Source organism: Aequorivita marisscotiae (assembly GCF_029814825.1).
In the GTDB taxonomy this organism is placed as follows: Bacteria; Bacteroidota; Bacteroidia; order Flavobacteriales; family Flavobacteriaceae; genus Aequorivita; species Aequorivita marisscotiae.
Genome location: NZ_CP122379.1, coordinates 1499056 through 1523187, shown reverse-complemented (window position 1 = coordinate 1523187; position 24132 = coordinate 1499056). Strand labels below are relative to the sequence as shown.

Genomic DNA, 24132 nt, shown 5'->3' with positions numbered 1-24132 from the left:
AATTATCGAGGTTATTAAAATATGTTTTTAGTAGTTTTAGATATTTGAATATTCCAAAACCATTTTTAAAGCGAAGTATTTCACCTTAAAAATTTATTGCGAAGTATTTATTAAGATATAGGCCCCGCTCTTACTTCGGGAATTTTATAGGAAGTGTGATCTATTAAAAGCGAAACAGTGCGATAGTTTTTATACACAACTATTTCAAAAAATTGATTTGAAGCAATATTGGTTTCAGAAACACCAACTGTACTAAACGGTTTTAAGTATTGATCTTTTGCAGATTTTACAACTACTAATACACCTTTTAAACCAAGATTGGCACCAGAGTCTTTCTGAATTGTTACTACGTTCAGTTTATAAATATGCGAATCGTTACTTACAGGATTTTTTGACGAAGTATCGGTTGTATTTAACCCGGTATCTGCAAGTTGAAATTGGTGTTGCTTACTAAATAGTCCTTTTACTGTGGCAACATCGGTTTCGCTATAATATGTTACTTTTAGTTTTCCGTCGTGAATTTCAGATACAGAAATATGGGCTATTCCTATAGATTTTAATTGGGAGGTAACACTTGCAATTGCTTGCTCTGCTTCAGAAGCACTTACGCTATCTGTATTAAACTCAACTACAATTTCCTGATTGGGCAAAGTAGTTTGCTCCAAGCTTATTCCAAAGAAAGCCAGGGCCAGAATAAAAACAGGAATGTACCATTTACAATTCACGCGCCAAATATAAAAAAAATAAAGACTGTATCGCTACAGTCTTTAAACAATATGTAAAAATCTGTTGGTTTAAAATTCCAGCTCAAAATATAGGCTACTCTCTGGGTTGGCTTCCGTTACGTCTTCGCCCTTTAAAACCTCGCCATTGGCATTTAGTAATTTTAAATTTATTTTCCAGTAGCCCGTCATGGTTAACGACAGCTTTCCGTTGTACAATTTTGATGACGGCATGTAAACTAAATCTTCGTTGTTCGGAGAACCGTGATTGCCCATACCCGGCATTCGTGGATCTACAGTAATGGTATAATTTTCCACGACAGGAAAACTCATCATATTTTCCATTTTATACAATACGGCCTGCATATCGTTTACTGCAACTTTAGGCTCCTTCGGATTTACATACGCCAAAATATAACGTACATCATCGCTTCCTGTAAAAACGCTTGTTTTTTTTAAACCGTCTGCAGGTTGCGCTACCGTTACGCGCAACACTTCTTGCTTTGCCTCACCTTTCAAAGTGTAGTTTAGCGTTAGGTCCCAATATTCTGTTTCGTTGCTTGGCATTTGAAAAACAATATGACCTTTATAAACGCTACTTTCTTCGGTATTGTTTAACGAAGTATGCGGCGCACTGTGCTCCATTGTTTCCATATGCATCATAGGCATCCAACTTGGAGCAGCATCTGATACATAGGTGTTGCCTGCCAAATCTTTTATTCTGATATAAATTTCATTGTACCCTACTTCAAGATTTTGTTTTTCTGAATAGAATTGCACTGTATGGTCTGCAGCTTCAACTTTATAAAGCATGGCTAAACCCTCAACCGGATTTACCTCTACCGGTGTATTATCGTCGTCGTCCGAACAACTTACGAATGAAACTGAAAGAAAAAGAATAGTAAATATATATGTTAGTGTTTTCATTTTTATAATTTTTAATTAATTTATTGAATAAGAAATAGTTAAATAAAAGTTTCTCCCCATTCTCGGAATATTATTCCAATCGGTGTACGAAGAATACTTGGTATCGAGCAGGTTTTCAATTCCGGCTTTTACAAAAAGGTCGTTTTCATTTACGAAGAAACGTTTCCCAAAACTCGCCGAAAGCGTTGCATATGCAGCGGTTTTTGTTTCACCATACGCAGCATTATAATTGGTCTGCTCCCCAGCGCCATCTACAGACAGCGATGCCGAAAACTGGTTTTTATAAAAATCTATTGCACTTCTGTACGAAACTGGGCTAATCAATGGCAAGTTTTCGCCATCGTTGTCAATGCCCCGGTGATACGATATTTGGCCTGTCCACTTAAAAGCGTTCGAAATATTATATCGGCCAGAAAGCGATGTGTTAAAAAGCTGCGCGTACGCGAGATTGGTATAAATTTTAACCCCTTCGGCGCCAATGGTCATAGTGCTTAGCGAACTATCTACCACCCCAATTATATAATTGTAAATATGAAAATAATTTGCAGTTGCCGCGATTTCAAAAATTGGTTTTTTAAAGGTTACCGAAAGATTTACATCGGTAGAACTTTCGGTATTTAAACCGGGATCGCCAATATAATCGTGATTATCAAAACTGTTGAACAAATAAAAACCATACCCTTCCGAAACAGATGGTGCGCGCTCGCCGTATGAAACACCTGTATTAAAGTGAAAATCCTTCCACATATCGTGGTACTGAACCGAAAAACTTTTTAAAAATCGGGTGTTCGTTTTTTGCATTTCAGGATAGAAAATTTTTAAGCTGTTAAGCCCAAAATCATCGGCAACCGTATTGGAATGGTATGCCAATCGCGTGGATAGCTTTAACGATGCCTTCTTAAATTGAATATGATCTTCTGCATAAAAACCTACATCTTTAGTGCGCACATCTGGCCAAGTTAACATAAACATTAGCGGCTCGTTGCTGTTGTTTGGATACATGGTCATTTCTGCGTAACTCTTGTTATAAAATCCATCCATTTTAAAAAGGAAATGATTTTGCGCGCTGTTAAAATTAGCCTGCGAATAAAAACCTGCAGTTTCACTCCATCCGGGCATATCCATATGTATTGGCACATCGGGCCGTTTGGTATCGTCCATGGTATGCTTTATTGTGTTGTAATACAATTTAGATTCCCAATTGCTCAAATTGCCAAACAGTGTATCCTGATTAAAACTCACCGACCCAATCACCGCACGTGCCAAGGAAACATCCATCGTTAACGCAGGATATCCCACATCTTTTGCCTCATCGTATATTAAGGTAGCGGCAACAGATTTGTCTTCGGCCAATTTATAACCCGCATTAACGGAAAAGTTATATTTTTCAAATTGCGAAAATTGCACTTCTTCGTCGCCTCCAGCCGAATAATTATCGGCCTTTCTATAAATTGCATCGGTGTTTAGGTAAAACTGTTTATCAGAATAATTTAGTTCACCACCAAAAACCCGCATTGCGTTGTTGCTTTCAAAAGCACTTTCCAAAGAGCCGGTCCAACCAGTAGATTTAAAATTACTTTTGTCTAGTTTTAAATTTATACCGCCACCAATGGTATTGCCAAAAGCTGCGCCTTGTTGCCCGGAACCTATTTGGGCCTCGGAGAGGTTGGACACATCTACATACGAAGTAATAGGGTCCATCTTATCGGTACACGCACCAAAAATTTGCATTCCGTCTATGGTTATCGCCAATCTTTCGGAAGCCATATCGTTCATAATTGGCTCCCAAGCATAGGCACCCCGTTTTACCATTTTTATACTGCGCGACGACTCTAAAAATTCGTCTAAGGTAGATAGCGGTTTGCGCTGTTTTTGATGATCTAATTGTTTGGCCGTTGAAATAACAATTACCTCGTTAAGGTTTATTAATTTCAGGCTATCTGCGGGATATTCCTGAGCGTTAACATGCGAAGTTAAAATACCGCCTAGCACTACACCCAAAACACACCCCATACGCATTCCCTTTACAGGAAATACACTTATAAATGCTTTCATTTTGTAATAGTTTTGATAATTAAAAAAGTCTGATGCTTCTGAAATATTCAATCGAAATTTCAGAACAAACACCTGCTAATAAATTATCCCAACCGCGGAGGATGAAGAATTTTGGAAGTAAAAAGTGAAGTATTCAATTTTGGTCTGTAACCAATTATTTTGGTATCATATAACTCATTTCCGGAAGCAAATATATATTCCGAAATATCTTCTGAAATTATATACTGTTGAATTTCAATTTTGGAAGTTTTGTTGTTAAACGGATTTTCATCTTCGGCTCCGGCTTCTTTTGCCAATTCTTTAGATAAATGACACTTACCGTTACACTGCATTTCGGGCTTGTCCTTATTCTCACACAACACATTGACTATATAATCATAATTTGCAATATAATCTACCACCGGCCACAAAGGTTTTATGAGGATAATAAGAGAGGCCAGTATGAGTATTGTGTTTTTCACAGTACAAAGATAACCCGTAAAAAAACTTTTATAAATGACAATTATCACATTTTACCTCGCCCACTTAAATAAGTTTAAGTACGCTATACGATAACAAATAATGTAAAACTGAAGATTTAAAAATTTGTCAACTTTTTAGTGTTGATAAATTTTTATAGTCTTGTTTTTCAATATATTAACAATCAATTCTTGACAACTTTAATTTTTCATTAAAAAATGAGATTACTAATTGGTTATATTTACCTACTTTAAAATTGAATTTCAAACCATCCAAAAAACCCATTTCAGATTATGCAAATAAAAAATGCCGTCTCCGCCCCAATTACCTACACACAGGATGAAGCTTTTGAAGCCTCAGTTAAATATTTTAAAGGCGATGATCTTGCCGCCCGCGTTTGGGTAAATAAATATGCCTTAAAAGATTCCGATGGGAATATATACGAAAAAACACCCAACGACATGCACAAACGCATTGCAAAGGAAATTGCACGGGTGGAGCAACGTTATGCAAATCCATTAACCGAACAAGAGGTTTTTGATGCTATAAAAGATTTTAAATACATTGTGCCACAAGGTAGTCCTATGGCGGGAATTGGCAATCCATACCAAATCGCCTCTCTATCAAACTGTTTTGTAATTGGCAACAATGGCGATTCCGACTCCTACGGCGGAATTATGAAAATAGACCAAGAACAAGTACAATTAATGAAACGCCGCGGAGGTGTTGGTCACGACCTTTCGCACATTCGGCCAAAAGGTTCCCCAGTGAAAAATTCGGCGTTGACTTCCACGGGAATTGTACCATTTATGGAACGTTATTCAAACTCAACGCGCGAGGTAGCGCAAGATGGTAGGCGCGGAGCTTTAATGCTTTCGGTGTCTATTAACCACCCAGATTCCGAAGATTTTATCGATGCAAAAATGGAACAGGGAAAAGTTACGGGCGCCAATGTTTCTGTACGAATGGACGACGATTTTATGCAAGCGGTAAAAGATGAAAAAAACTATATACAGAAATACCCAATCTTTAGTGAAAATCCGAAAAACACCAAAGAGATTGAAGCGATAAAACTTTGGAAAAAAATAGTACACAATGCCTGGAAATCTGCCGAACCCGGCATTCTGTTTTGGGACACCATAATTAAAGAATCGGTTCCGGATTGCTATGCCGATTTAGGCTACAAAACCGTTTCTACAAATCCGTGTGGCGAAATTCCGCTTTGCCCTTACGATTCGTGTCGTTTATTGGCGATAAACCTGTTTTCTTATGTTGAAGAACCTTTCACCAAAAACGCTTCTTTCAATTTTGAACTTTTCAAAAAACACATCGGTATTGCTCAAAAAATAATGGACGATATAATAGATTTAGAACTTGAAAAAGTAGATGCCATCATCGCTAAAATTGATGCCGACCCACAGAGCGACGAGGTTAAATCTGTTGAAAAAAACCTTTGGTTAAATATAAAACACAAGGCCGAAGAAGGCCGAAGAACCGGTATTGGAATTACCGCAGAAGGCGATATGCTTGCTGCGCTAGGCATTAAGTACGGCAGCAAGGAAGGTACAGAATTTTCAGTACAAATTCATAAAACACTTGCTTTAGAAGCATATCGAGCATCGGTATATGCTGCTAAGGAAAGAGGTCCCTTTAAAATTTTCGACAGCGAAAGAGAGCGAAACAATCCATTTATTTTACGCCTTAAAGAAGCCGATGAAAAGCTGTATTATGACATGTTAGAATACGGCCGACGAAATATTGCACTTTTAACCATTGCGCCCACCGGCACCACCAGTTTAATGACGCAAACTACTTCGGGAATTGAACCAGTGTTTCTTCCAGTATATAAACGAAGAAGAAAAGTAAACCCCAACGATAAAAATGTACGCGTTGATTTTGTTGATGAAGTAGGCGATAGTTGGGAAGAATACGTAGTGTTCCACCACCGTTTTAAGGAGTGGATGGAGGTGAATGGCATTGCTACGGACAAAAATTACAGCCAAGAAGAACTGAATAAAATTGTTAAGAAATCGCCGTATTTTAAAGCCACATCTAACGATGTAGATTGGTTGAGCAAGGTACGTATGCAAGGCGCAGTACAAAAATGGGTAGACCATTCTATTTCGGTAACTATTAATTTACCAAATGACGCTACCGAAGAGTTGGTTGGCAAGCTTTACTTAGAAGCTTGGCAAGCGGGTTGCAAAGGAGTTACTGTTTACCGAGATGGCTCACGCTCGGGCGTTTTAATCTCTAACGAAGAAAAGAAAGAAGAAGAAAACGAAACCTTAACCGCCTTCCCTACAAAACGTCCAGAAATTCTGGAAGCCGACGTAGTACGCTTTCAAAACAGCAAAGACAAATGGATTGCTTTTATTGGATTGATTGACGAAAAACCTTATGAAATTTTCACAGGTTTTGCAGATGACGAGGATGGAATTTTAATTCCACGTTGGGTAAATGAAGGACTAATTATTAAAAACCGGAATGAAGACGGAACCTCGCGTTACGATTTTCAGTATAAAAACAAAAGAGGCTACAAAACCACTATTGAAGGGCTTTCGCACAAATTCAACCCAGAGTTTTGGAATTATGCGAAGCTGATTTCCAGCACGCTCCGCCACGGCATGCCAATTGAAAAAGTGGTAGACTTGATAAACAGCCTGCAACTTGACAGCGAAAGCATCAACACTTGGAAAAACGGAGTTGCGCGAGCATTAAAGCGCTACGTTGCCGATGGCACCGAAGCAAAAAAACAAAAGTGTGAAAACTGTAATAGCACTTCGCTTATTTACCAAGAAGGCTGCCTGACTTGCAAAGATTGTGGATCTTCTAAGTGTGGGTAGATAGACGTGAGAGGTGAGGCGTGAGACTGTTTCGCTTTTAGATTTTTACTGAAAACCCCAATGACTTTTTTTCAATCGTTGGGGTTTTATTGTTAAATTTAACATATGAAAATAGTAATTTTAATAATATCCCTTTTAATTAGTTTCTGTAGTTTTTCACAAGACTTAACTTGTTCAGATTTTAAAAATGGAACGTTTTATGTTGATCCTGACGAATATATCCCGGTTGGCTATAAAATTATTAGAGAGGGAACGAGCCAAATTGAAATTGTGCAAGATCCAGAAAATAAATTAGGAGAAGATTTTAATAAAACCTCCTATGAAATTATTGAATGGATTGACGATTGCACATACAGATTAAAATACGACGAAACAAAAATGAAACTTTCTGATTATCAGCAATTCTTAAATGATAATAATGGTATTTTAACTGAGCTTATTAAAATAGATGGAAAATGTATGTATATAAAATCAACTCTAAATGTAAATGGAGAAATACAAAGGATTGACAGCAAGATGTGCCTTGAATAAAAAAAGACCTGTCAGGTTTTGAAAACCTGACAGGTCTGATTATTTTTCAATTAAACTTGAAATTAAAGTTCCAGCAAATCATTCGTTTTACGAACGCCTTCAGCACTTTGTTTCATATGTGTTTTTTCAGCATCGCTTAATTCAAGTTCTACTATTTTTTCAATACCGTTTCGACCCAAAATAACTGGAGCGCCAATACAAATATCTTTTAAACCGTACTCGCCATTAAGCATTACCGAGCAAGGGAACATTTTCTTTTGATCGCACGCAATAGCTTGTACCAAACCAGAAACCGCTGCTCCCGGAGCGTACCAGGCCGAAGTTCCCAATAATTTAGTAAGCGTAGCTCCACCCACTTTGGTATCTTCCATTACCTGATTTAATCTTTCTTCAGAAATAAATTTACTAACGGGCACACTATTTCTAGTTGCCAAACGCGTTAAAGGAACCATTCCCGTATCGCTGTGGCCACCGATAACCATTCCGTCCACATCACTAATTGGAGCGCCCAAGGCCTCTGCTAAACGATATTTAAAACGTGCGCTATCTAATGCGCCACCCATTCCAATAATTTTATTTTTATCTAATCCGGATGTTTTATGAACCAAATATGCCATAGTATCCATCGGGTTGCTCACTACAATTATAATAGTATTTGGAGAGTGCTTAACCAGGCTTGAAGAAACATCCTTAACAATGCCGGCATTAATTCCAATCAATTCTTCGCGTGTCATCCCCGGCTTTCGCGGAATTCCGCTAGTGATTACACAAATATCGCTTTCTGCAGTTTTTGAATAATCATTGGTTACGCCCGTTATTTTTGTGTCGAACCCGTTTAAGGAAGCAGTCTGCATCAAGTCCATCGCCTTTCCTTCGGCAAATCCTTCCTTAATGTCCAACAAAACTACTTCGCTTGCAAAATTCTTGATGGCAATGTACTCAGCACAACTTGCGCCAACAGCACCTGCTCCTACAACTGTTACTTTCATAATAAATGTTTATTGTTTAAAGTATTTCCCGCGAAGGCGGGAATCTGTTATTGTTTATTTAATAGCTCATTTTAAGCTTAGCACAAAAGTACTATTATCTACTTAAAATAATGAAAATAAAGGGTTAAAAACTAAAAAGCCCATTTCTAAATAATTCAGAAATGGGCCTTTAAAAGTATATATACTTAGTTACACATCAATATTCGCATAAATTGCATTTTTCTCAATAAACTCACGTCGCGGTGGAACTTCATCGCCCATAAGCATTGAGAAAATTCTATCCGCTTCAGTTCCGTTATCAATGGTAACTTGGCGTAATGTGCGGAATTCGGGATTCATTGTGGTGTCCCAAAGTTGTTCTGCGTTCATTTCACCCAGACCTTTATAACGTTGAATGGAAGCACTACCTCCATATTCTTCGTTCAGCCTATCGCGTTCTTTATCGCTCCAAGCATATGCTTTTTTGGCACCTTTTTTTATTAAATAAAGAGGCGGCGTAGCTATATAAACACAACCCGCTTCAACCAGCTCACGCATATAACGGAAGAAGAACGTTAAAATTAAAGTTGCAATATGACTACCATCCACATCGGCATCACACATAATTACTACTTTATGATATCGTAATTTTTCAAGATTTAACGCTTTACTATCCTCCTCGGTTCCAATAGTAACCCCGAGGGCAGTATAAATATTTCGGATTTCTTCGTTTTCAAAAACTTTGTGGTGCATTGCTTTTTCCACGTTAAGAATTTTACCTCGAAGCGGTAAAATAGCCTGAAAATTACGATCGCGACCTTGTTTGGCCGTTCCCCCTGCAGAGTCACCCTCTACGAGAAATACTTCGCATTTTGCAGGATCCTGTTCGGAGCAATCTGAAAGTTTTCCTGGCAAACCACCACCGCTCATAACAGTTTTGCGCTGTACCATTTCGCGTGCTTTCCGCGCTGCGTGGCGCGCTTGCGCCGCTAAAATTACTTTTTGGACTATGGTTTTTGCATCGTTAGGATGCTCTTCCAAATAATTCTCGAGCATTTCAGACACTGCTTGACTTACAGCTGCAGTTACTTCACGGTTACCTAATTTGGTTTTTGTTTGTCCCTCAAATTGTGGCTCTTGAACTTTCACCGAAATAATGGCCGTTAAGCCTTCACGGAAATCGTCGCCCGCAATCTCGAATTTTAATTTATCGAGCATTCCAGAAGCATCGGCGTATTTTTTTAAAGTTCGCGTAAGCCCAGCACGGAACCCAGAAAGATGAGTACCTCCTTCGTGAGTGTTAATATTATTTACATACGAATGAAGATTTTCGTTAAAAGAAGTATTGTAAACCATAGCAACCTCAACAGGAATATCATTCTTTTCGCCTTCCATTGAAATTACTTCGGCAATAATGGGCTCGCGGTTTCCATCTAAAAAGCGGATAAATTCCTTTAAACCTTCTTTACTGTGAAATTTCTCGCTAACAAATTCGCCTTTATCATCTGTTTGGCGCTTATCGGTTAGATAAATGGTCAAGCCTTTATTTAAAAACGAAAGCTCGCGCATTCTGCTCGCAAGTGTATCGTAACTAAATTCGAGTGTTTGTTTAAAAATTTCGGGGTCTGGCTTAAAGTTAACTATGGTTCCTCTAAAATCGGTTTCACCAATAGATTTTACAGGATACATAGCCTTACCGCGTTCGTATTCCTGCTGCCATATTTTGCCATCGCGATGCACTGTTGCGGTCAAATGTCCAGAAAGTGCGTTTACAACAGAAACTCCAACTCCGTGCAATCCACCAGAAACTTTATACGAATCTTTATCGAATTTTCCACCTGCTCCAATCTTGGTCATTACCACCTGCAGTGCCGAAACGCCTTCCTTTTTATGAGTGTCTACCGGTATTCCACGACCGTTATCTTTTACGGTAATTGAATTATCCTCGTTTATCCACATTTCAATGGTATCGCAATAACCTCCCATAGCTTCATCTATAGAGTTATCTACCACCTCATAAACCAAATGGTGCAACCCGCGTGGGCCTACATCGCCAATATACATGGAGGGGCGCATGCGCACGTGCTCCATTCCTTCTAACGCTTGAATCTGATCGGCGCCGTAACTACCTTTTTTCTGTTCTTCGCTCATATATTAATTTGAATGATTTTCAGTATTTTTCGTAACGAACAAATATAACCAAATCACCAATAAAATTAAGGGTTTGCGTAATTTATAAGCGATAAGTTATTAACAAATATCTGTGAAAAAACGCCTTTTTTTAAGCGGTTCGCACCGGCTTCATATTTTGGTGTAATAGTTGTGTATTATTTTCGACCAATTAAACGTTTTTAACTTAAAATATTTAAAAATTAAAAAGACAAGTATTGGATTACATTTCATTTTTTGAATTTCCAATAAAGTTGTATTTTTCTAACATTCTTAAACCAAATAACAATGACAAAAATATTTCTATTTAGTTGCTTTGCAATCTTTTCTATCGCCTTTCAAAATCTAAATGCACAGAGTTTTCCACAAATGGACGCCTCGCCAATGGATCTTGCAATGGCACGACCCGACAAAAATAGTCCGCCAATTGCAAGAGTAATTTACAGCCGCCCCCAGAAAAAGGGACGTGATGTATTTGGCGATTTGGTACCGTATGATGAGGTATGGAGAACAGGTGCAAATGAGGCTACCGAACTTACTATTTATACCCCGCTAAAATTTGGTAAAACCACTTTAACCCCCGGCACATATACACTTTATACCATACCCGGCGAAGACCAATGGACTATTATTGTTAATAGCGACACCAATGTTTGGGGTGCGTATAGCTATAAAAAAGAAAAAGACGTGGCTAGAATAACAGTTGAATGCAAAGATGCCGCCGCCCCTATTGAATCATTATCTATGATATTTAGGCCCGAAAATAACGGAACAACCCTATTAATTGGTTGGGACGACCATTATGTGGAAATTCCTTTCAAAAAAGCCTGAGGACTTTCTTAAAAGGAATTTCAATTTCCAAATCACAAGCACCAAATTCCAAAGAAATTACAATCTCTAAATTCACGAAATTATAAATTTGGGATTTGTGTTTTGGGAATTAAATGTTTTTTACGGAATATTCAAATATTTATGCGTTTGTAACGAAACCTTCCATTTTGGGTTTTGCATGACGTAATCTACAATTAACGGACTCATTTTTTCGCGTTTGCTCCACTCTGGCTGCAAGTACAAAATACAGTTTTCATTTACTTTTGCAGCTTGTTCTTCCGCAAACCGAAAATCATCTTTGTTAAAAACAATTACTTTCAGTTCGTTCGCAACTTTATAGACCGCTTCTGTGGGTAGTTTCATTTTTTTGGGAGAAAGGCATATCCAATCCCAGGTACCTGTTAATTTATAGGCGCCAGAAGTTTCAATATGAATTTGCATTCCCTGTGCTTTTAGCATCTTAGTTAGTGGGTCCATATTCCAAGTAAGCGGCTCGCCTCCCGTAATTACAATTGTTTTTGAATATTCTGCTGCATTTTCAACAATCTGACCTATGGGCGTAGGCGGGTGTAATTCCGCATCCCAACTTTCTTTTACATCGCACCAATGGCAGCCTACATCGCAACCACCAACACGAATAAAATACGCGGCGGTTCCTTTGTGAAAACCTTCGCCCTGAATGGTGTAAAATTCTTCCATCAACGGAAGCATAACCCCTTTATTTACCAATTTTTGAACTTCTTCTGTCATCGCTGCAAAAATACTTTAATTGTAATTGAAAACTCAGAAACTCAGGCACCAAATTGCAAATTAATTTGAATATGCAAAAAGTTAAAAAACAAACGCCAGTTACATTTATTCAATGCTGGTTACAAGTAACCTGATTCAAAAAAATTTCAATTTGTTTTTTATTTCAAATTTAGTATTTAGAGATTTGGAATTTATATTTCGTTACTTTTGCGCAAAACTTAATTCCATGGCAGACAAACAGGTTTTTTTTGATTATATCAACGATGGTTATAAAACCAAAGGAGACTACATAAATCTCGGTGCCGCAATGCTCAACGGCGAAACTGTAAAAGATGCTTATGTAAAAGTTCCGTTAAAAACTTTAAACCGTCACGGGCTCATTGCGGGTGCTACTGGAACTGGAAAAACCAAAACCCTTCAAATTATTGCAGAAAACCTTTCTGACAAAGGAATTCCAGTATTGTTGATGGATATAAAAGGCGATCTTAGCGGAATTGCGCAACCGGGTGCAGACCATCCAAAAATCCAGGAGCGCCATAATGCAATAGGTTTTCCGTTTGAAGCAAAAAACTTTCCAGTTGAAGTATTAACCCTGTCAGACCAAGATGGCGTTCGCCTTCGTGCAACCGTTAGTGAATTTGGCCCTGTTTTACTTTCCAGAATTTTAGATTTGAGCGACGTACAATCGGGCATTGTTTCGGTAATTTTTAAATATTGTGACGACCACAAAATGCCGTTACTGGATTTAAAAGATTTCAAAAAAATATTACAGTACACCACCGATGAAGGCAAAGAAGAATTTGCGAGCGAATACGGCAGGATTTCATCTTCTTCCACCGGTGCAATTCTTCGAAAAATAGTTGAATTAGAACAGCAAGGCGCCGATTTGTTTTTTGGCGAAAAATCGTTTAATACGGACGATTTGCTTCGAATAGATGAAAACGGAAGAGGCTTTATAAACATTATTCGTTTAACCGATATCCAGGATAGGCCAAAACTTTTTTCAACATTTATGCTCAGCCTGTTGGCAGAAATTTATGCAACTTTCCCCGAACAGGGTGATAGCGGCAGGCCAGAGCTCGTTATATTTATAGACGAAGCCCATTTAATATTTAACCAAGCGAGCAGTTCGTTACTGGACCAAATTGAAAGTATTGTAAAACTTATACGTTCTAAAGGTGTGGGGCTCTATTTTGTAACGCAAAACCCAACAGATGTTCCAGACGCAGTGCTGAGTCAACTCGGGTTAAAAATTCAACATGCCCTCCGCGCATTCACGGCAAAAGACAGAAAAGCAATTAAGCTTACTGCCGAGAACTATCCTATTTCAGAATATTATAAAACCGACGAAGTTTTAACTTCTTTGGGAATTGGAGAAGCATTAATTAGCGCCCTAAACGAAAAGGGAATTCCAACGCCTCTGGCACGCACTATGCTCCGGGCACCCATGAGCCGTATGGATATTTTAACAGATACGGAATTAAAAAGCCTATTAAATACGTCGAAATTAATTCCGAAATACAACGAAGTTATAGATCGCAGAAGCGCCTATGAAATGCTAACAGAGAAAATTGAAGAAGCAAATCGCGAAGAAGCAAAAGAAAAAGCTGAAAAAGAAAAAGAAGCCGCCAGAAAAAGTACTTCTAGCAATAGACGAAGCACCTCTCGCCGACGAAGCACTGTAAATCCGTGGATAAAAACCCTCTCCAGTCCTACCGTAATACGTAGTGTATTAGGGATATTGGGGAAAATGATGCGGTAACTTTACGTCGTTTTATCCACACATATCAATCAAATATTTAACAATTAATAGAAATAAAAAATACAATGAAAAAACTACTGATTATAGCCCTTGTTAGCCTCGCTTTTATTCAATGTGGAGAAGACAGTGATCCATTTTTAATTCAAAATGGCGCCATTGGCAATTTAACCAAGGAAATTAAAATAAAGCAGGTAGATTCAATTTTTGCCTCAGATTCTATTGTAAAGATAAATTCCTCGCCCAATGCTCTCGAAACTCAAGGTGAAGTTGCAATTTATGAAAATGGCGGAAAACAATTATTACTGCTTTCACCTCAAAAGGAAAACGATCCTAATTCACCCATAACCAATATTCAGGTTTTGGATCCTCGTTATAAAACTGATAAAGGCTTATCTACCGCAAGTACTTTTAAAGATGTAAAGGCCAATTACACCATAGACAATATAGAAACAACAATTAACGCTGTGGTTATATTTTTAAAGGAAACTGACGTGTATTTAACCATTGATAAAAAAAGCCTTTCGGAAGAACTCCGTTACGATATGAATCTAGAAGTAGAAGCTAATCAAATTCCTGATGAGGCTCCAATTAAATATTTTATGATTGGCTGGGAACCTTCTACCGAATAGATTTTCCTGCAAAGATTTTGTTAAGGTTCATTACTGAACAAACCTTTTCCTTTAATTTTAATCTAGTTAACCATCAAAACAATTAAATTATGATTAAGATTTTAGGATTTATTTTAACCATTGCAGGCGGAATAGGCCTTATTCTAGGGATACTGAGCGTATTTGGCAGTATGGAAGTTGGCATGAGCCCATGGGCACTAATTATTCTCGGAATAGTTTTCTTCTTCGCCGGAATTGGTTTGCTAAAAAATAAAAAAGACACAGACCAAACATAATAATCAATAAATATTAAAAGCCTTTTGCTGTGCAAAAGGTTTTATTTTTTAAAAAAACTGTTATGCCAGATTCAAGAATTAAAAACGAAGACCAATACGAAGCACTTCGCGATAAAGGGTATAGTAAAGAAAAAGCCGCTCGTATTGCTAATACTGAAAATGCCGGAAAAAAGGGCGGAAAATCTGAACCCTATGAAGAATGGACCAAAAATGAGCTGTACGAACAGGCTAAGAATGTTGGAATTGAAGGCCGATCAAAGATGAATAAAAAAGAATTAATCCACGCATTAAGAAACAATTAATGACCCATACACTACGGCCTTTCCATCTCGCAATTCCGGTAGATAATCTAGAACGCTGTCGCGACTTTTATAAAAATACACTAGAACTTACTGAAGGACGCAGTAGCGATCATTGGGTTGATTTCAATTTTTTCGGACATCAGCTAGTCATTCATTTAAAGGATACGGTCGTCCAGGAATACAAATCGGCAAACCCTGTTGATGGTAAACAAGTGCCCGTTCCCCATTTTGGGGTTGTGCTGGATATGGAAACCTTTAAGGTATTTTCTGAAAAACTAATTCAAAAAAACATTACCTTCATCCTTGAACCATATATACGATTTAAAGGACAAGTTGGCGAACAGGCCACCATGTTTTTTAAAGATCCTGCAGGAAATGCTTTGGAGTTTAAAGCTTTTTCAAACGCAACCCAATTATTCGCAAAATGAACAAGCAAATACCACCACAAATTATTCGTCAAATATTTGTAATCCTGCTCATTTTATTTATGGGCAGTCTTATTTTTAGAGAGCTATTACCATATCTAACGGGGGTTTTAGGAGCTATCACGATTTATGTTTTAATGCGCAAATGGATGACCAAGTTGGTGAAAGTTAAAAAGTGGAATTCTTCGTTAGCCGCCGCATTTTTAATGTTTTTATCGTTTGTTGGCATTCTTATACCCATTGCAGGTATAATCTTAATGCTTACAAATAAAATTGGCGATGCCGTACAAAATTCGGCAGCCGTAATCAGAGCACTAAAGGAACAATTAGGCAAGATTGAAGACAGCGTAGGTTACGATCTTAATTCACAAATAGACCCCTCTGCCATAACGGGTTGGCTTTCAGAAAATCTACAAAGTCTGGCAGGAGGTACCTTTAATGCGTTTATCGCCATCGGGCTTATGTATTTTATGCTCTATTACATGCTAACCAATCGCAAAGATTTAAGAGCTTCTTTAAAAGAATACATCCCAATGGACAGGGGCAACTTAAAAGAGATAGGCATAGAAGTTCAGGCCATGGTGCGTTCAAATGCCTTGGGAATTCCGTTGGTTGCCATAGCACAGGGATTCGTAGCCTTAATAGGCTTTTTGATTTTTGGTATTGCGGATCCTTTCTTTTGGTTCGTAATTGTTACTATTGGCAGTATGATTCCCTTTGTTGGAACTTTGGTGGGAATTCTTCCGGTTTTCGTTCTTACACTTTCAACCGGCCACGATTTTCAGGCATGGGGGATACTTGTTTATGGCTTTGTAGTAGTAGGTTCAACAGATAACATTATTCGTCTTTATGTACTCAAAAAGTTAGATAATGTACATCCTTTAGTTACCTTAATAGGAGTAATTGTGGGCGTTCCATTGTTTGGCTTCATCGGGTTAATATTTGGGCCACTGCTCATAAGCCTCTTTATGGTTATCGTTAGAATTTACAGAACAGAATACGGAAAAACCGATGTTTACGATTCAGAAGAAAAACTCTAAAATTTCATTTTAAGTCACAATTTTTAAAATATAATTGCTCGTAAAGTATTTATAACAAAATTTTAAAAGTATTCGGTTTACAATTAATTACTTTTAAAACAGAAAAAATAAAAACGTATGCTTTTCGGAAAAAAGAAAAATAAGAAATCGTCTAACATTGCTATGATGGACTCTAAGGTAAACGAAGATTTTGTGGAAGAAAAAGTCACAAAAATAAAAGATGAAGATGTTGAATTGGTAATGGATAATGAAGAAGCCATTTCAAAGAAATTGAGTAGCGCCAGTCCGTTGAAAAAATATAAAGAACTTGGAAAAATCATGTTCGCAATGTTAAAAGACGTAAAAAACGGCACCTATCCAAATATGCCTTGGTTTACCATTGCAACGGTAGCGGTAGCCTTACTTTACATATTAAACCCAATGGATTTAGTTCCAGATTTTATTCCAGGCGTTGGTTATATTGACGATTTGGCTGTTCTTTCTATTGGAATGGGATGGATAGAAACCGATTTACACAAGTATCTAGATTGGCGCTTAGCTGAAGAAAAAGAAGCTTAAGCCTTTCGCTGTTCTCTTGCAAGCAATGTATTTTTTAAAAGCATGGCAATGGTCATTGGCCCTACGCCACCCGGAACGGGCGTTATAAAAGACGCTTTTTTGCTCACATTTTCAAAATCTACATCGCCAGTAATTACATACCCTTTTGGATGCGTTGGATCTTCAACTCGCGTAATTCCAACGTCAATAATAACTGCATCGTCTTTGACCATTTCGGCCTTTAAGAAATTGGGAACCCCCAATGCCGAAATAATAATATCTGCTTGCGTAGTTATCTGCGCAATGTTTTTTGTATTGCTATGGGTAAGCGTTACAGTACTGTTTCCCGGCCACCCTCTACGACTCATCAAAATACTCATGGGGCGACCTACAATATGGCTTCTCCCGATAACAACCGTGTGTTTGCCTTTGGTATCTACTTCGTATCGTTGAAGCAATTCTAATATCCCGAAAGGGGTTGCGGGAATAAATGTACTCATATCCAGAGCCATTTTGCCGAAGTTTTCGGGATGAAATCCATCTACATCTTTTGAAGGATCTACAGTTAAAAGTACTTTCTGTGTATCAATTTGAGGCGGCAATGGAAGCTGAATAATAAAACCATCTATTGCATCGTCTTCGTTTAAATCTTTAATTGTTTTTAACAACTCCAATTCGCTAACAGTCTCGGGCAAATTAATAAGGGTAGATTCAAAACCAACACGTTCGCAAGCTCTAACTTTACTGCCAACGTAAGTAAGGCTAGCCCCGTCGTTACCTACTATAACTGCTGCAAGATGAGGCACCTTTTCGCTGTTGGCCTTCATTTTATCTACTTCTGCAGCAATTTCATTTTTTATGTCGTTTGAAACTTTTTTTCCGTCTAGTATTGTCATTTGTAAAAGTATTCAGTGGCAGTTGCAGTTTGCAGAAATTCAAACTCCAAATTTGCCAGGATTATCAATCATATAATTTATTAGCCTGCCTATTTCTTCACTTCTTTTATTGAGATCAGTTTCTATTTCAACTGAAATATAGCCTGAAGACATAGCAAATTGTAGCCAAACTTGTGTTTCAGAATTCTCTGCATCGCTATCGGTCAACTTACTGATGAAATGCTTTACGTATCTTCTTTTTCGGTAAGCTTCAGCAATATTGGCACAGACAGAACGTGAACTTCTTCGAATTTGGTCAGTAAGTGAATAAGTTTCCTCTTTGGGAAAGGTTTTGGAGATTTCAAAAATTTCCATTGAAAGTGCAAATCCTTTTTGATACGCCAATAAAGTTTTGAAACTCAAGTTTAACTAAACTTAAAATTGAAACAACTGCCTACTACTACTGAATACTGCTACTTATTTCAACGCATCTTCCCCATTGCCTGCATCATCTTTCTTCCGCCGCCACTTTGCATCATCTTCATCATTTTACTCATCTGGTCAAATTGTTTAAGAAGCTGATTTACCTGTTGAACGCTCGTACCGCTACCTTTGGCAATTCGCTTTTTTCGGCTGCCATTTATTACTGACGGCTGCGTTCTTTCAGTGGGAGTCATAGAATGAATAATGGCTTCAATACCTTTAAAAGCATCATCGTCTATGTCAACATCTTTTAATGCTTTTCCAGCTCCGGGAATCATTCCCACCAAATCTTTCATGCTACCCATTTTCTTCACCTGTTGAATTTGGCTCAGAAAATCGTCAAAACCGAATTGGTTTTTTGCAATTTTTTTCTGAAGTTTTCGCGCTTCCTCTTCATCAAATTGTTCTTGCGCCCTTTCTACAAGCGAAACAACGTCTCCCATACCAAGGATTCGGTCTGCCATACGTGCGGGATGAAATACATCAATCGCATCCATCTTTTCGCCTGTACCAATAAATTTAATAGGTTTATCTACAACACTTTTTATTGAAATTGCAGCTCCACCTCGGGTATCACCATCTAATTTTGTAAGTACAACTCCGTCAAAATTTAATCGCTCGTTAAAGGTTTTTGCCGTATTTACAGCATCCTGCCCCGTCATGGCATCTACTACAAATAATGTTTCATGCGGATTGATTGCCTTATGTACGTTTGCAATTTCGGTCATCATCGCTTCATCTATGGCAAGACGTCCGGCGGTATCTACAATTACCACATTAAAACCATTCTGTTTAGCGTGTGCAATTGCATTTTGTGCAATCTGAACTGGATTTTTATTTTCGGGTTCGCTGTAAACCTCAACCCCTATCTGATCGCCCACCACGTGCAATTGGTTAATTGCCGCAGGACGATAAATATCGCAGGCAACCAAAAGTGGTTTTTTTGTTTTTTTGGTTTTTAGGTAGTTCGCAAGCTTTCCAGAGAAAGTAGTTTTACCACTACCTTGCAAACCAGACATTAATATAACGGTTGGTGTACCGCTTAAATTGATGCCGGCAGTTTCACCGCCCATTAATTCGGTTAATTCGTCCTTTACCAATTTTACCATTAGCTGGCCGGGCTGTAGGGTGGTAAGCACGTTTTGACCCAATGCTTTTTCCTTTACAGTATTGGTAAATTCCTTAGCAGTTTTAAAGTTAACATCGGCATCTAAAAGTGCGCGGCGTACTTCCTTTAAAGTTTCGGCTACGTTAACTTCGGTAATGCTGCCGTGACCTTTTAGTACGTGCAGTGCTTTATCTAGCTTATCGCTTAAATTGTCGAACATAATCTTCCTTTCTTTTTACGAGGTGCAAAGATAAAAAAAAGAAGGCAGTAATCATTGTATTAGCTACGCTCTACAAAGTGTTTTTTTACCATTCAGTAAAACACCCCTTCTATAGTGGGAAAATTTATCGATAAAAGTTCAATTTTCACAAATATTTCATAAAACGAGATGGTAAGTATCTTGTGCCTTTTAAATTATGTCATGGTTTTGGTATCTTGCCAGCTCTTAAAAATTATATGGTAAAATCAAAAATACTCTCTCCGTTTCAGAAGTTCGTCAACCTTCAAAGTTCCACAGGAATTTTATTGCTGGCAACCACCATTATTGCATTAGTTTGGGCAAATTCGGCATTTGCCGATAGTTACCAAGATTTTTGGCAATACGAACTCGGAATTGTTACAGACGGTTTTGAATTGAGAAAACCCCTTCTACTATGGGTGAACGATGGGTTAATGGCCATTTTCTTTTTCTTGATTGGACTAGAAATAAAACGTGAATTTTTAATTGGCGAGCTCAATTCTACCAAAAAAGTAATGTTTCCTCTTTTTGGCGCCATTGGTGGGATTGCACTTCCTGTAATTTTATATATTGTATTAAACCAAAACCCCGAAACGCTAAAAGGCTGGGGAATTCCGATGGCCACAGACATTGCATTTTCGTTGGCAATTTTAAAAGTTCTCGGAAATAGAGTGCCCTTAAGCTTAAAAATATTTTTAACAGCCTTTGCAATTGTAGACGATTTGGGCGCGGTATTGGTAATTGCTGTATTTTATAGCGGCGACTTAGATATGCTAATGCTGGGCTCCGCCTTAGGATTGCTCGCAATTGTTTACTTTTTAAGCTATAAAGGTTTATACTTTGAGTTTTTAACCATTATTGCAGGATTTGTGGTTTGGTTTTTATTTTTGAAAGCTGGCCTTCACCCTACCCTGGCCGGAATTTTAATGGCCTTTGCCGTACCGGTGCGCCAAAAAATTAGCACATTTGAATTTACCGATCAATTAGACAGTATTGTGGGTAATTTAAAAAAGAGCAACATTCTTCAAAAACCTGTGCTTTCGGCAGAGCAATTAGATTTAATTGACGATTTAGAAGACTGGTCCGATAAGTACCGCTCTCCCTTACAAGTATTAGAACACAAGCTTCACAATTGGGTGGCATATTTAGTAATTCCTGTTTTTGCGCTTGCCAATGCAGGTGTGGCACTTAATAGTAATGGCAGCATGGATTTAGAATCTGCCCTCGTTATTAACATTATTATTTGCTTAATTTTAGGGAAAAGTATAGGTATTTCTACAGTTATTTTTGTTGCCAGAAAACTAAAAATTATAGAAGTACCCGCAGATATTACCAACAAACAAATTATCGGGGTGTCCTTCTTGGCCGGTATAGGTTTTACAATGGCCATATTTATTGCCGGACTCGCATTTAACAGTAGCCCCGAGTATATAGATTCGGCTAAAATCGGTATTTTAATAGGCTCCTTTCTTTCCGCAATTATTGGGTTTAGTATTCTTCGGTTTAAGACTGTAAAAGGAACTTTTGACCATACGCGATAATCAATGTAAAAAGAAATTCAACTTTTTTTGATTTGGCAGCAGTGCAACTTCAACATTGCAAATTCGCGTAATAATCCTGTGTGTTGGCAATCATATTTCGCAGTTCCATGTATATACTACTGCTGGTTCTGTAATATAGTTATTTTGAATTTTAACCCGTGTGTAATTCCAAAGTTGGCTTCAATTCAAAAAATGGTTTTATGCCTGCCGAATAAAAAATTTGGAAAACAATCATTCCAAAGCAGAATTTAGGTTATTCAAAACACTATTCTTTCATTCAACACATTTCCGACCAATTCAGCACTATTTTAAATTAATTTTCAGCTTGAAAACCAAATTTAAAAATTCAATAGTATGATAAAATCATTACAATTTCTCAGTATTTTCATTTCCATATTAGTTATTGAAAAAAGCGCTTCGCAGTCTTTTGAAGAAACCACTTTTCCAGACATTACCACAACGCCTTCCGCCTCGCGAAGTGCCAATTTTATTGATGTAAACGGCGATGGCTGGGACGATATATTTTTTACCAATGGGCCAACTGCTGGGCAAAATAATATGCTATATTTAAATAACCGCGATAATACGTTTACCACGGTAACCGCCGATGATATTGTCTTGGACAACGACCGCTCGGACGGAGCGAGTTTTGCCGATGTTGACAATGATGGCGATTTAGATGCCTTGGTTGTAACGTACGGAAGAAACGGCACGGGCAAGAAAAACTATTTTTACCGAAACAATGGCAATGGCACTTTTACCTACGAGCCTGATAACGCCATCGGAATTCCGCTAACGTATTCTGAAATGGCGAATTGGATAGACCTCAACAACGACCAATACCTGGATACTTATATTACAAATAGTGTGGTTTCCACTCGAAATCTGTATTTTGAAAACCAAGGAAATGGTTCTTTTGAAGCGGTTACCGGCTTATCTATAACCAGCGAAACGCTTGCCTCACGATCTATAAATTGGATAGATTACGACGGCGACGGCGACAGCGATTTATTTGTAGCGAATGAAAATAATGCAAACAATTCACTTTTTAGAAATGATGGCCCCGATAATTTTACAAAAATTACAGATCTTTCCATTACCCAAAATGGCAAAAATTCTGCAGGTAGCTCGTGGGCAGATATTGACAACGATGGCGATTTCGACCTGTTTATTGCCAATTGGAACGGACAGAATAACCAGCTTTTTATAAATGAAAACGGAACTTTTATAGAGCAAACAAGTTCTGTGATTGCTTTGGAAATGGGAAGCTCCTTTGGTTCTGCCTTCGCCGATGTTGACAACGATGGCGATTTGGATCTTTTAGTATGCAACGCCTATTTTTCGGGGCAAGAAACAAATTCGCTTTTTATAAATGACGGAACTGGTACGTTTCACAAAGATACGAGCAGCAGTTTGGCAAACCATCAAGGTAATACTTTTGGATGTGCGTTTGGCGATTACAACAACGATGGTTGGCTAGATGTGATTTTGGCGAATACTTTAAACGAAAACCAAAACAATTCGGTATTTACGAATACGGGAAGTGGCAATAACTGGATTAAAATTCGCTGTGTTGGTAGCCCTTCAAATAATTCGGCAGTGGGGGCAAAAGTTCGCATTAAAGCTACAATAAACGGCACCCAAGTATGGCAAACCCGCCAAATTGAAGCTGCAAGTGGCTATTGCAGTCAAAACAGTTTTACAAATCATTTTGGTTTGGGGGATGCAATAAATGTTGATGAAATTGAAATATATTGGCCATCGGGAGCCGTGGAAACTTTTACCGATATTGACGAAAACAACACGTACTTAGTAATTGAAGGCAATGGAATTCAGTTAGGAACAAACACGCAATTAAAACACGGTTTTGTTATTTATCCCACGCCGGCAAATGATGTTTTGGTTATCAATTTTCGAAAAGATGAAATTTATTCAAAGGTTGAAATTTTCGATATAAACGCAAGAAAAGTAAAGGAAAAATTTAATTCAGGTGCAGCTTCTATAGAAATGGATATTAGCCATATAAGCCCCGGAACATATGTTTTAAAAATTAGTAACAATGGTAAAATTACTTCGCAAAAAGTAATAATTAATTAAAAACCTTCTGTTCCTAAATGTTGGTTTATTAGTAAACGTGTTGAATTTTTAATATGAAACTTCAGCACGTTTTTGCTATCTTCACTTGGTATATTTTTTAAACCGAATGAATCTATTACGCACAAATTCCACCAATCCGGATTTTATTAAATTAATTTTATTGCTCGATAAGGAACTTTCTATTCGCGATGGCGATGATCACGCCTTTTACGATCAATTCAATAAATTAGACGCAATAAAGCACACCGTTGTTGCTTTTAATAAAGATGGGCAAGCCGTGGGTTGTGGCGCTATCAAACAATATGCTCCAAATGTAATGGAAGTAAAACGCATGTTTGTTTTATTGGAGCAACGGGGCAAAGGAATTGCGGGCAAAATTTTAAACCATCTGGAAATCTGGGCAGCTGCATTGGGCAATAAAAAATGTATTTTGGAAACGGGTATTAACCAACCCGAAGCCATTGCCCTGTACAAAAAATGCAACTATACCATAACCGAAAATTACGGGCAATACAGTAAGGTTGCTACAAGTATCTGTTTTGAAAAAATCCTGAATTAAGCT

23 protein-coding genes are annotated in these 24132 nt (G+C 37.9%); 13 read left to right on the top strand and 10 right to left on the bottom strand.

The genetic code is table 11. The features are described from left to right. Positions 1–110: 110 nt before the first annotated feature. The 4 genes from QCQ61_RS06955 to QCQ61_RS06940 form a co-directional block, all read right to left on the bottom strand. Positions 111–725: a hypothetical protein gene (locus tag QCQ61_RS06955; protein ID WP_279450051.1), complete on the bottom strand. Its 615-nt coding sequence runs from the start codon at positions 723–725 to the stop codon at positions 111–113. 69 nt (positions 726–794) lie between these two features. Further along, on the bottom strand, positions 795–1649 hold the full coding sequence (locus tag QCQ61_RS06950) for a hypothetical protein (RefSeq protein WP_279450050.1): 855 nt from the start codon (positions 1647–1649) through the stop codon (positions 795–797). A gap of 15 nt (positions 1650–1664) precedes the next feature. After that, a complete protein-coding gene (locus QCQ61_RS06945; RefSeq protein WP_279450049.1) occupies positions 1665–3704 on the bottom strand; it encodes a TonB-dependent receptor in 2040 nt (679 codons plus the stop codon). Positions 3705–3787: 83 nt separating this feature from the next. Continuing rightward, positions 3788–4165, bottom strand: a complete 378-nt coding sequence (locus QCQ61_RS06940; RefSeq protein ID WP_279450048.1) for a hypothetical protein — start codon at positions 4163–4165, stop codon at positions 3788–3790. Positions 4166–4456: 291 nt separating this feature from the next. Between QCQ61_RS06940 and QCQ61_RS06935 the strand changes: the two genes are divergently transcribed. Together QCQ61_RS06935 and QCQ61_RS06930 are read left to right on the top strand one after the other, a co-directional pair. Further along, on the top strand, positions 4457–7009 hold the full coding sequence (locus tag QCQ61_RS06935; protein WP_279450047.1) for an adenosylcobalamin-dependent ribonucleoside-diphosphate reductase: 2553 nt from the start codon (positions 4457–4459) through the stop codon (positions 7007–7009). A 105-nt stretch (positions 7010–7114) separates the two neighbouring features. Continuing rightward, positions 7115–7540: a hypothetical protein gene (locus QCQ61_RS06930; protein WP_279450046.1), complete on the top strand. Its 426-nt coding sequence runs from the start codon at positions 7115–7117 to the stop codon at positions 7538–7540. Positions 7541–7602: 62 nt separating this feature from the next. Here QCQ61_RS06930 and mdh read toward each other — a convergent pair whose 3' ends face one another. Together mdh and gyrB are read right to left on the bottom strand one after the other, a co-directional pair. Further along, the gene (mdh, locus tag QCQ61_RS06925) at positions 7603–8529 is read right to left on the bottom strand and encodes a malate dehydrogenase (protein ID WP_279450045.1); all 927 of its coding nucleotides are present in this window, start codon (positions 8527–8529) and stop codon (positions 7603–7605) included. A 189-nt stretch (positions 8530–8718) separates the two neighbouring features. After that, positions 8719–10659 carry a DNA topoisomerase (ATP-hydrolyzing) subunit B gene (gyrB, locus tag QCQ61_RS06920; protein ID WP_279450044.1) on the bottom strand — a complete coding sequence of 647 codons (1941 nt, stop codon included), beginning with the start codon at positions 10657–10659 and terminating at the stop codon, positions 8719–8721. A gap of 306 nt (positions 10660–10965) precedes the next feature. Between gyrB and QCQ61_RS06915 the strand changes: the two genes are divergently transcribed. Further along, on the top strand, positions 10966–11508 hold the full coding sequence (locus tag QCQ61_RS06915; protein WP_279450043.1) for a DUF2911 domain-containing protein: 543 nt from the start codon (positions 10966–10968) through the stop codon (positions 11506–11508). Between the two features lie 120 nt (positions 11509–11628). Here QCQ61_RS06915 and QCQ61_RS06910 read toward each other — a convergent pair whose 3' ends face one another. Next, positions 11629–12258, bottom strand: a complete 630-nt coding sequence (locus tag QCQ61_RS06910) for a 7-carboxy-7-deazaguanine synthase QueE (protein ID WP_279450042.1) — start codon at positions 12256–12258, stop codon at positions 11629–11631. A 226-nt stretch (positions 12259–12484) separates the two neighbouring features. Between QCQ61_RS06910 and QCQ61_RS06905 the strand changes: the two genes are divergently transcribed. The 7 genes from QCQ61_RS06905 (at position 12485) to QCQ61_RS06875 (ending at position 17249) form a co-directional block, all read left to right on the top strand. Next, positions 12485–14020 carry a helicase HerA-like domain-containing protein gene (locus QCQ61_RS06905; protein ID WP_279450041.1) on the top strand — a complete coding sequence of 512 codons (1536 nt, stop codon included), beginning with the start codon at positions 12485–12487 and terminating at the stop codon, positions 14018–14020. A gap of 65 nt (positions 14021–14085) precedes the next feature. Beyond that, complete coding sequence (locus QCQ61_RS06900) at positions 14086–14649, top strand: hypothetical protein (RefSeq protein ID WP_279450040.1); 564 nt, start codon at positions 14086–14088, stop codon at positions 14647–14649. A gap of 89 nt (positions 14650–14738) precedes the next feature. Next, positions 14739–14924, top strand: coding sequence for a hypothetical protein (locus QCQ61_RS06895; RefSeq protein WP_279450039.1), 186 nt, complete (start codon positions 14739–14741; stop codon positions 14922–14924). A 62-nt stretch (positions 14925–14986) separates the two neighbouring features. Further along, positions 14987–15226, top strand: a complete 240-nt coding sequence (locus tag QCQ61_RS06890; RefSeq protein WP_279450037.1) for a DUF7218 family protein — start codon at positions 14987–14989, stop codon at positions 15224–15226. Then, a complete protein-coding gene (locus tag QCQ61_RS06885) occupies positions 15226–15654 on the top strand; it encodes a VOC family protein (protein ID WP_279450036.1) in 429 nt (142 codons plus the stop codon). Before QCQ61_RS06890 ends, QCQ61_RS06885 begins: the two co-directional genes overlap by 1 nt. After that, positions 15651–16691 (top strand): AI-2E family transporter, encoded by a 1041-nt coding sequence (locus QCQ61_RS06880; RefSeq protein WP_279450035.1) that lies wholly within the window; start codon positions 15651–15653, stop codon positions 16689–16691. The genes QCQ61_RS06885 and QCQ61_RS06880 overlap by 4 nt, the downstream gene beginning before the upstream one ends. Before the next feature lie 117 nt (positions 16692–16808). Next, a complete protein-coding gene (locus tag QCQ61_RS06875; RefSeq protein ID WP_279450034.1) occupies positions 16809–17249 on the top strand; it encodes a YkvA family protein in 441 nt (146 codons plus the stop codon). Here the strand turns inward: QCQ61_RS06875 and QCQ61_RS06870 are convergent. From QCQ61_RS06870 to ffh, 3 genes are read right to left on the bottom strand one after another with little or no spacing between them, the layout of a single operon-like run. After that, positions 17246–18124 (bottom strand): bifunctional 5,10-methylenetetrahydrofolate dehydrogenase/5,10-methenyltetrahydrofolate cyclohydrolase, encoded by an 879-nt coding sequence (locus tag QCQ61_RS06870; protein ID WP_279450033.1) that lies wholly within the window; start codon positions 18122–18124, stop codon positions 17246–17248. The genes QCQ61_RS06875 and QCQ61_RS06870 overlap by 4 nt on opposite strands. A 39-nt stretch (positions 18125–18163) precedes the next feature. Continuing rightward, positions 18164–18526 carry a four helix bundle protein gene (locus QCQ61_RS06865; protein WP_279450032.1) on the bottom strand — a complete coding sequence of 121 codons (363 nt, stop codon included), beginning with the start codon at positions 18524–18526 and terminating at the stop codon, positions 18164–18166. Between the two features lie 59 nt (positions 18527–18585). After that, complete coding sequence (ffh, locus tag QCQ61_RS06860; RefSeq protein WP_279450031.1) at positions 18586–19914, bottom strand: signal recognition particle protein; 1329 nt, start codon at positions 19912–19914, stop codon at positions 18586–18588. A gap of 236 nt (positions 19915–20150) precedes the next feature. On the opposite strand from ffh, the gene nhaA reads away from it, so the two are divergent. The 3 genes from nhaA (at position 20151) to QCQ61_RS06845 (ending at position 24129) form a co-directional block, all read left to right on the top strand. Then, a complete protein-coding gene (gene nhaA, locus QCQ61_RS06855; RefSeq protein ID WP_279450030.1) occupies positions 20151–21473 on the top strand; it encodes a Na+/H+ antiporter NhaA in 1323 nt (440 codons plus the stop codon). A 354-nt stretch (positions 21474–21827) separates the two neighbouring features. Continuing rightward, positions 21828–23570: an FG-GAP-like repeat-containing protein gene (locus tag QCQ61_RS06850; RefSeq protein WP_279450029.1), complete on the top strand. Its 1743-nt coding sequence runs from the start codon at positions 21828–21830 to the stop codon at positions 23568–23570. Positions 23571–23676: 106 nt separating this feature from the next. Beyond that, positions 23677–24129, top strand: coding sequence for a GNAT family N-acetyltransferase (locus tag QCQ61_RS06845; protein ID WP_279450028.1), 453 nt, complete (start codon positions 23677–23679; stop codon positions 24127–24129). Positions 24130–24132: the final 3 nt, after the last annotated feature.

Bases quoted from the DNA above. Each gene is read 5' to 3' on its own strand.
- QCQ61_RS06950 (WP_279450050.1), bottom strand. From the start codon at position 1,649: ATGAAAACACTAACATATATATTTACTATTCTTTTTCTTTCAGTTTCA.
- QCQ61_RS06945 (WP_279450049.1), bottom strand. From the start codon at position 3,704: ATGAAAGCATTTATAAGTGTATTTCCTGTAAAGGGAATGCGTATGGGG.
- QCQ61_RS06935 (WP_279450047.1), top strand. From the start codon at position 4,457: ATGCAAATAAAAAATGCCGTCTCCGCCCCAATTACCTACACACAGGAT.
- QCQ61_RS06930 (WP_279450046.1), top strand. From the start codon at position 7,115: ATGAAAATAGTAATTTTAATAATATCCCTTTTAATTAGTTTCTGTAGT.
- mdh (WP_279450045.1), bottom strand. From the start codon at position 8,529: ATGAAAGTAACAGTTGTAGGAGCAGGTGCTGTTGGCGCAAGTTGTGCT.
- gyrB (WP_279450044.1), bottom strand. From the start codon at position 10,659: ATGAGCGAAGAACAGAAAAAAGGTAGTTACGGCGCCGATCAGATTCAA.
- QCQ61_RS06915 (WP_279450043.1), top strand. From the start codon at position 10,966: ATGACAAAAATATTTCTATTTAGTTGCTTTGCAATCTTTTCTATCGCC.
- QCQ61_RS06910 (WP_279450042.1), bottom strand. From the start codon at position 12,258: ATGACAGAAGAAGTTCAAAAATTGGTAAATAAAGGGGTTATGCTTCCG.
- QCQ61_RS06905 (WP_279450041.1), top strand. From the start codon at position 12,485: ATGGCAGACAAACAGGTTTTTTTTGATTATATCAACGATGGTTATAAA.
- QCQ61_RS06900 (WP_279450040.1), top strand. From the start codon at position 14,086: ATGAAAAAACTACTGATTATAGCCCTTGTTAGCCTCGCTTTTATTCAA.
- QCQ61_RS06895 (WP_279450039.1), top strand. From the start codon at position 14,739: ATGATTAAGATTTTAGGATTTATTTTAACCATTGCAGGCGGAATAGGC.
- QCQ61_RS06890 (WP_279450037.1), top strand. From the start codon at position 14,987: ATGCCAGATTCAAGAATTAAAAACGAAGACCAATACGAAGCACTTCGC.
- QCQ61_RS06885 (WP_279450036.1), top strand. From the start codon at position 15,226: ATGACCCATACACTACGGCCTTTCCATCTCGCAATTCCGGTAGATAAT.
- QCQ61_RS06880 (WP_279450035.1), top strand. From the start codon at position 15,651: ATGAACAAGCAAATACCACCACAAATTATTCGTCAAATATTTGTAATC.
- QCQ61_RS06875 (WP_279450034.1), top strand. From the start codon at position 16,809: ATGCTTTTCGGAAAAAAGAAAAATAAGAAATCGTCTAACATTGCTATG.
- QCQ61_RS06870 (WP_279450033.1), bottom strand. From the start codon at position 18,124: ATGACAATACTAGACGGAAAAAAAGTTTCAAACGACATAAAAAATGAA.
- ffh (WP_279450031.1), bottom strand. From the start codon at position 19,914: ATGTTCGACAATTTAAGCGATAAGCTAGATAAAGCACTGCACGTACTA.
- nhaA (WP_279450030.1), top strand. From the start codon at position 20,151: ATGGTAAAATCAAAAATACTCTCTCCGTTTCAGAAGTTCGTCAACCTT.
- QCQ61_RS06850 (WP_279450029.1), top strand. From the start codon at position 21,828: ATGATAAAATCATTACAATTTCTCAGTATTTTCATTTCCATATTAGTT.
- QCQ61_RS06845 (WP_279450028.1), top strand. From the start codon at position 23,677: ATGAATCTATTACGCACAAATTCCACCAATCCGGATTTTATTAAATTA.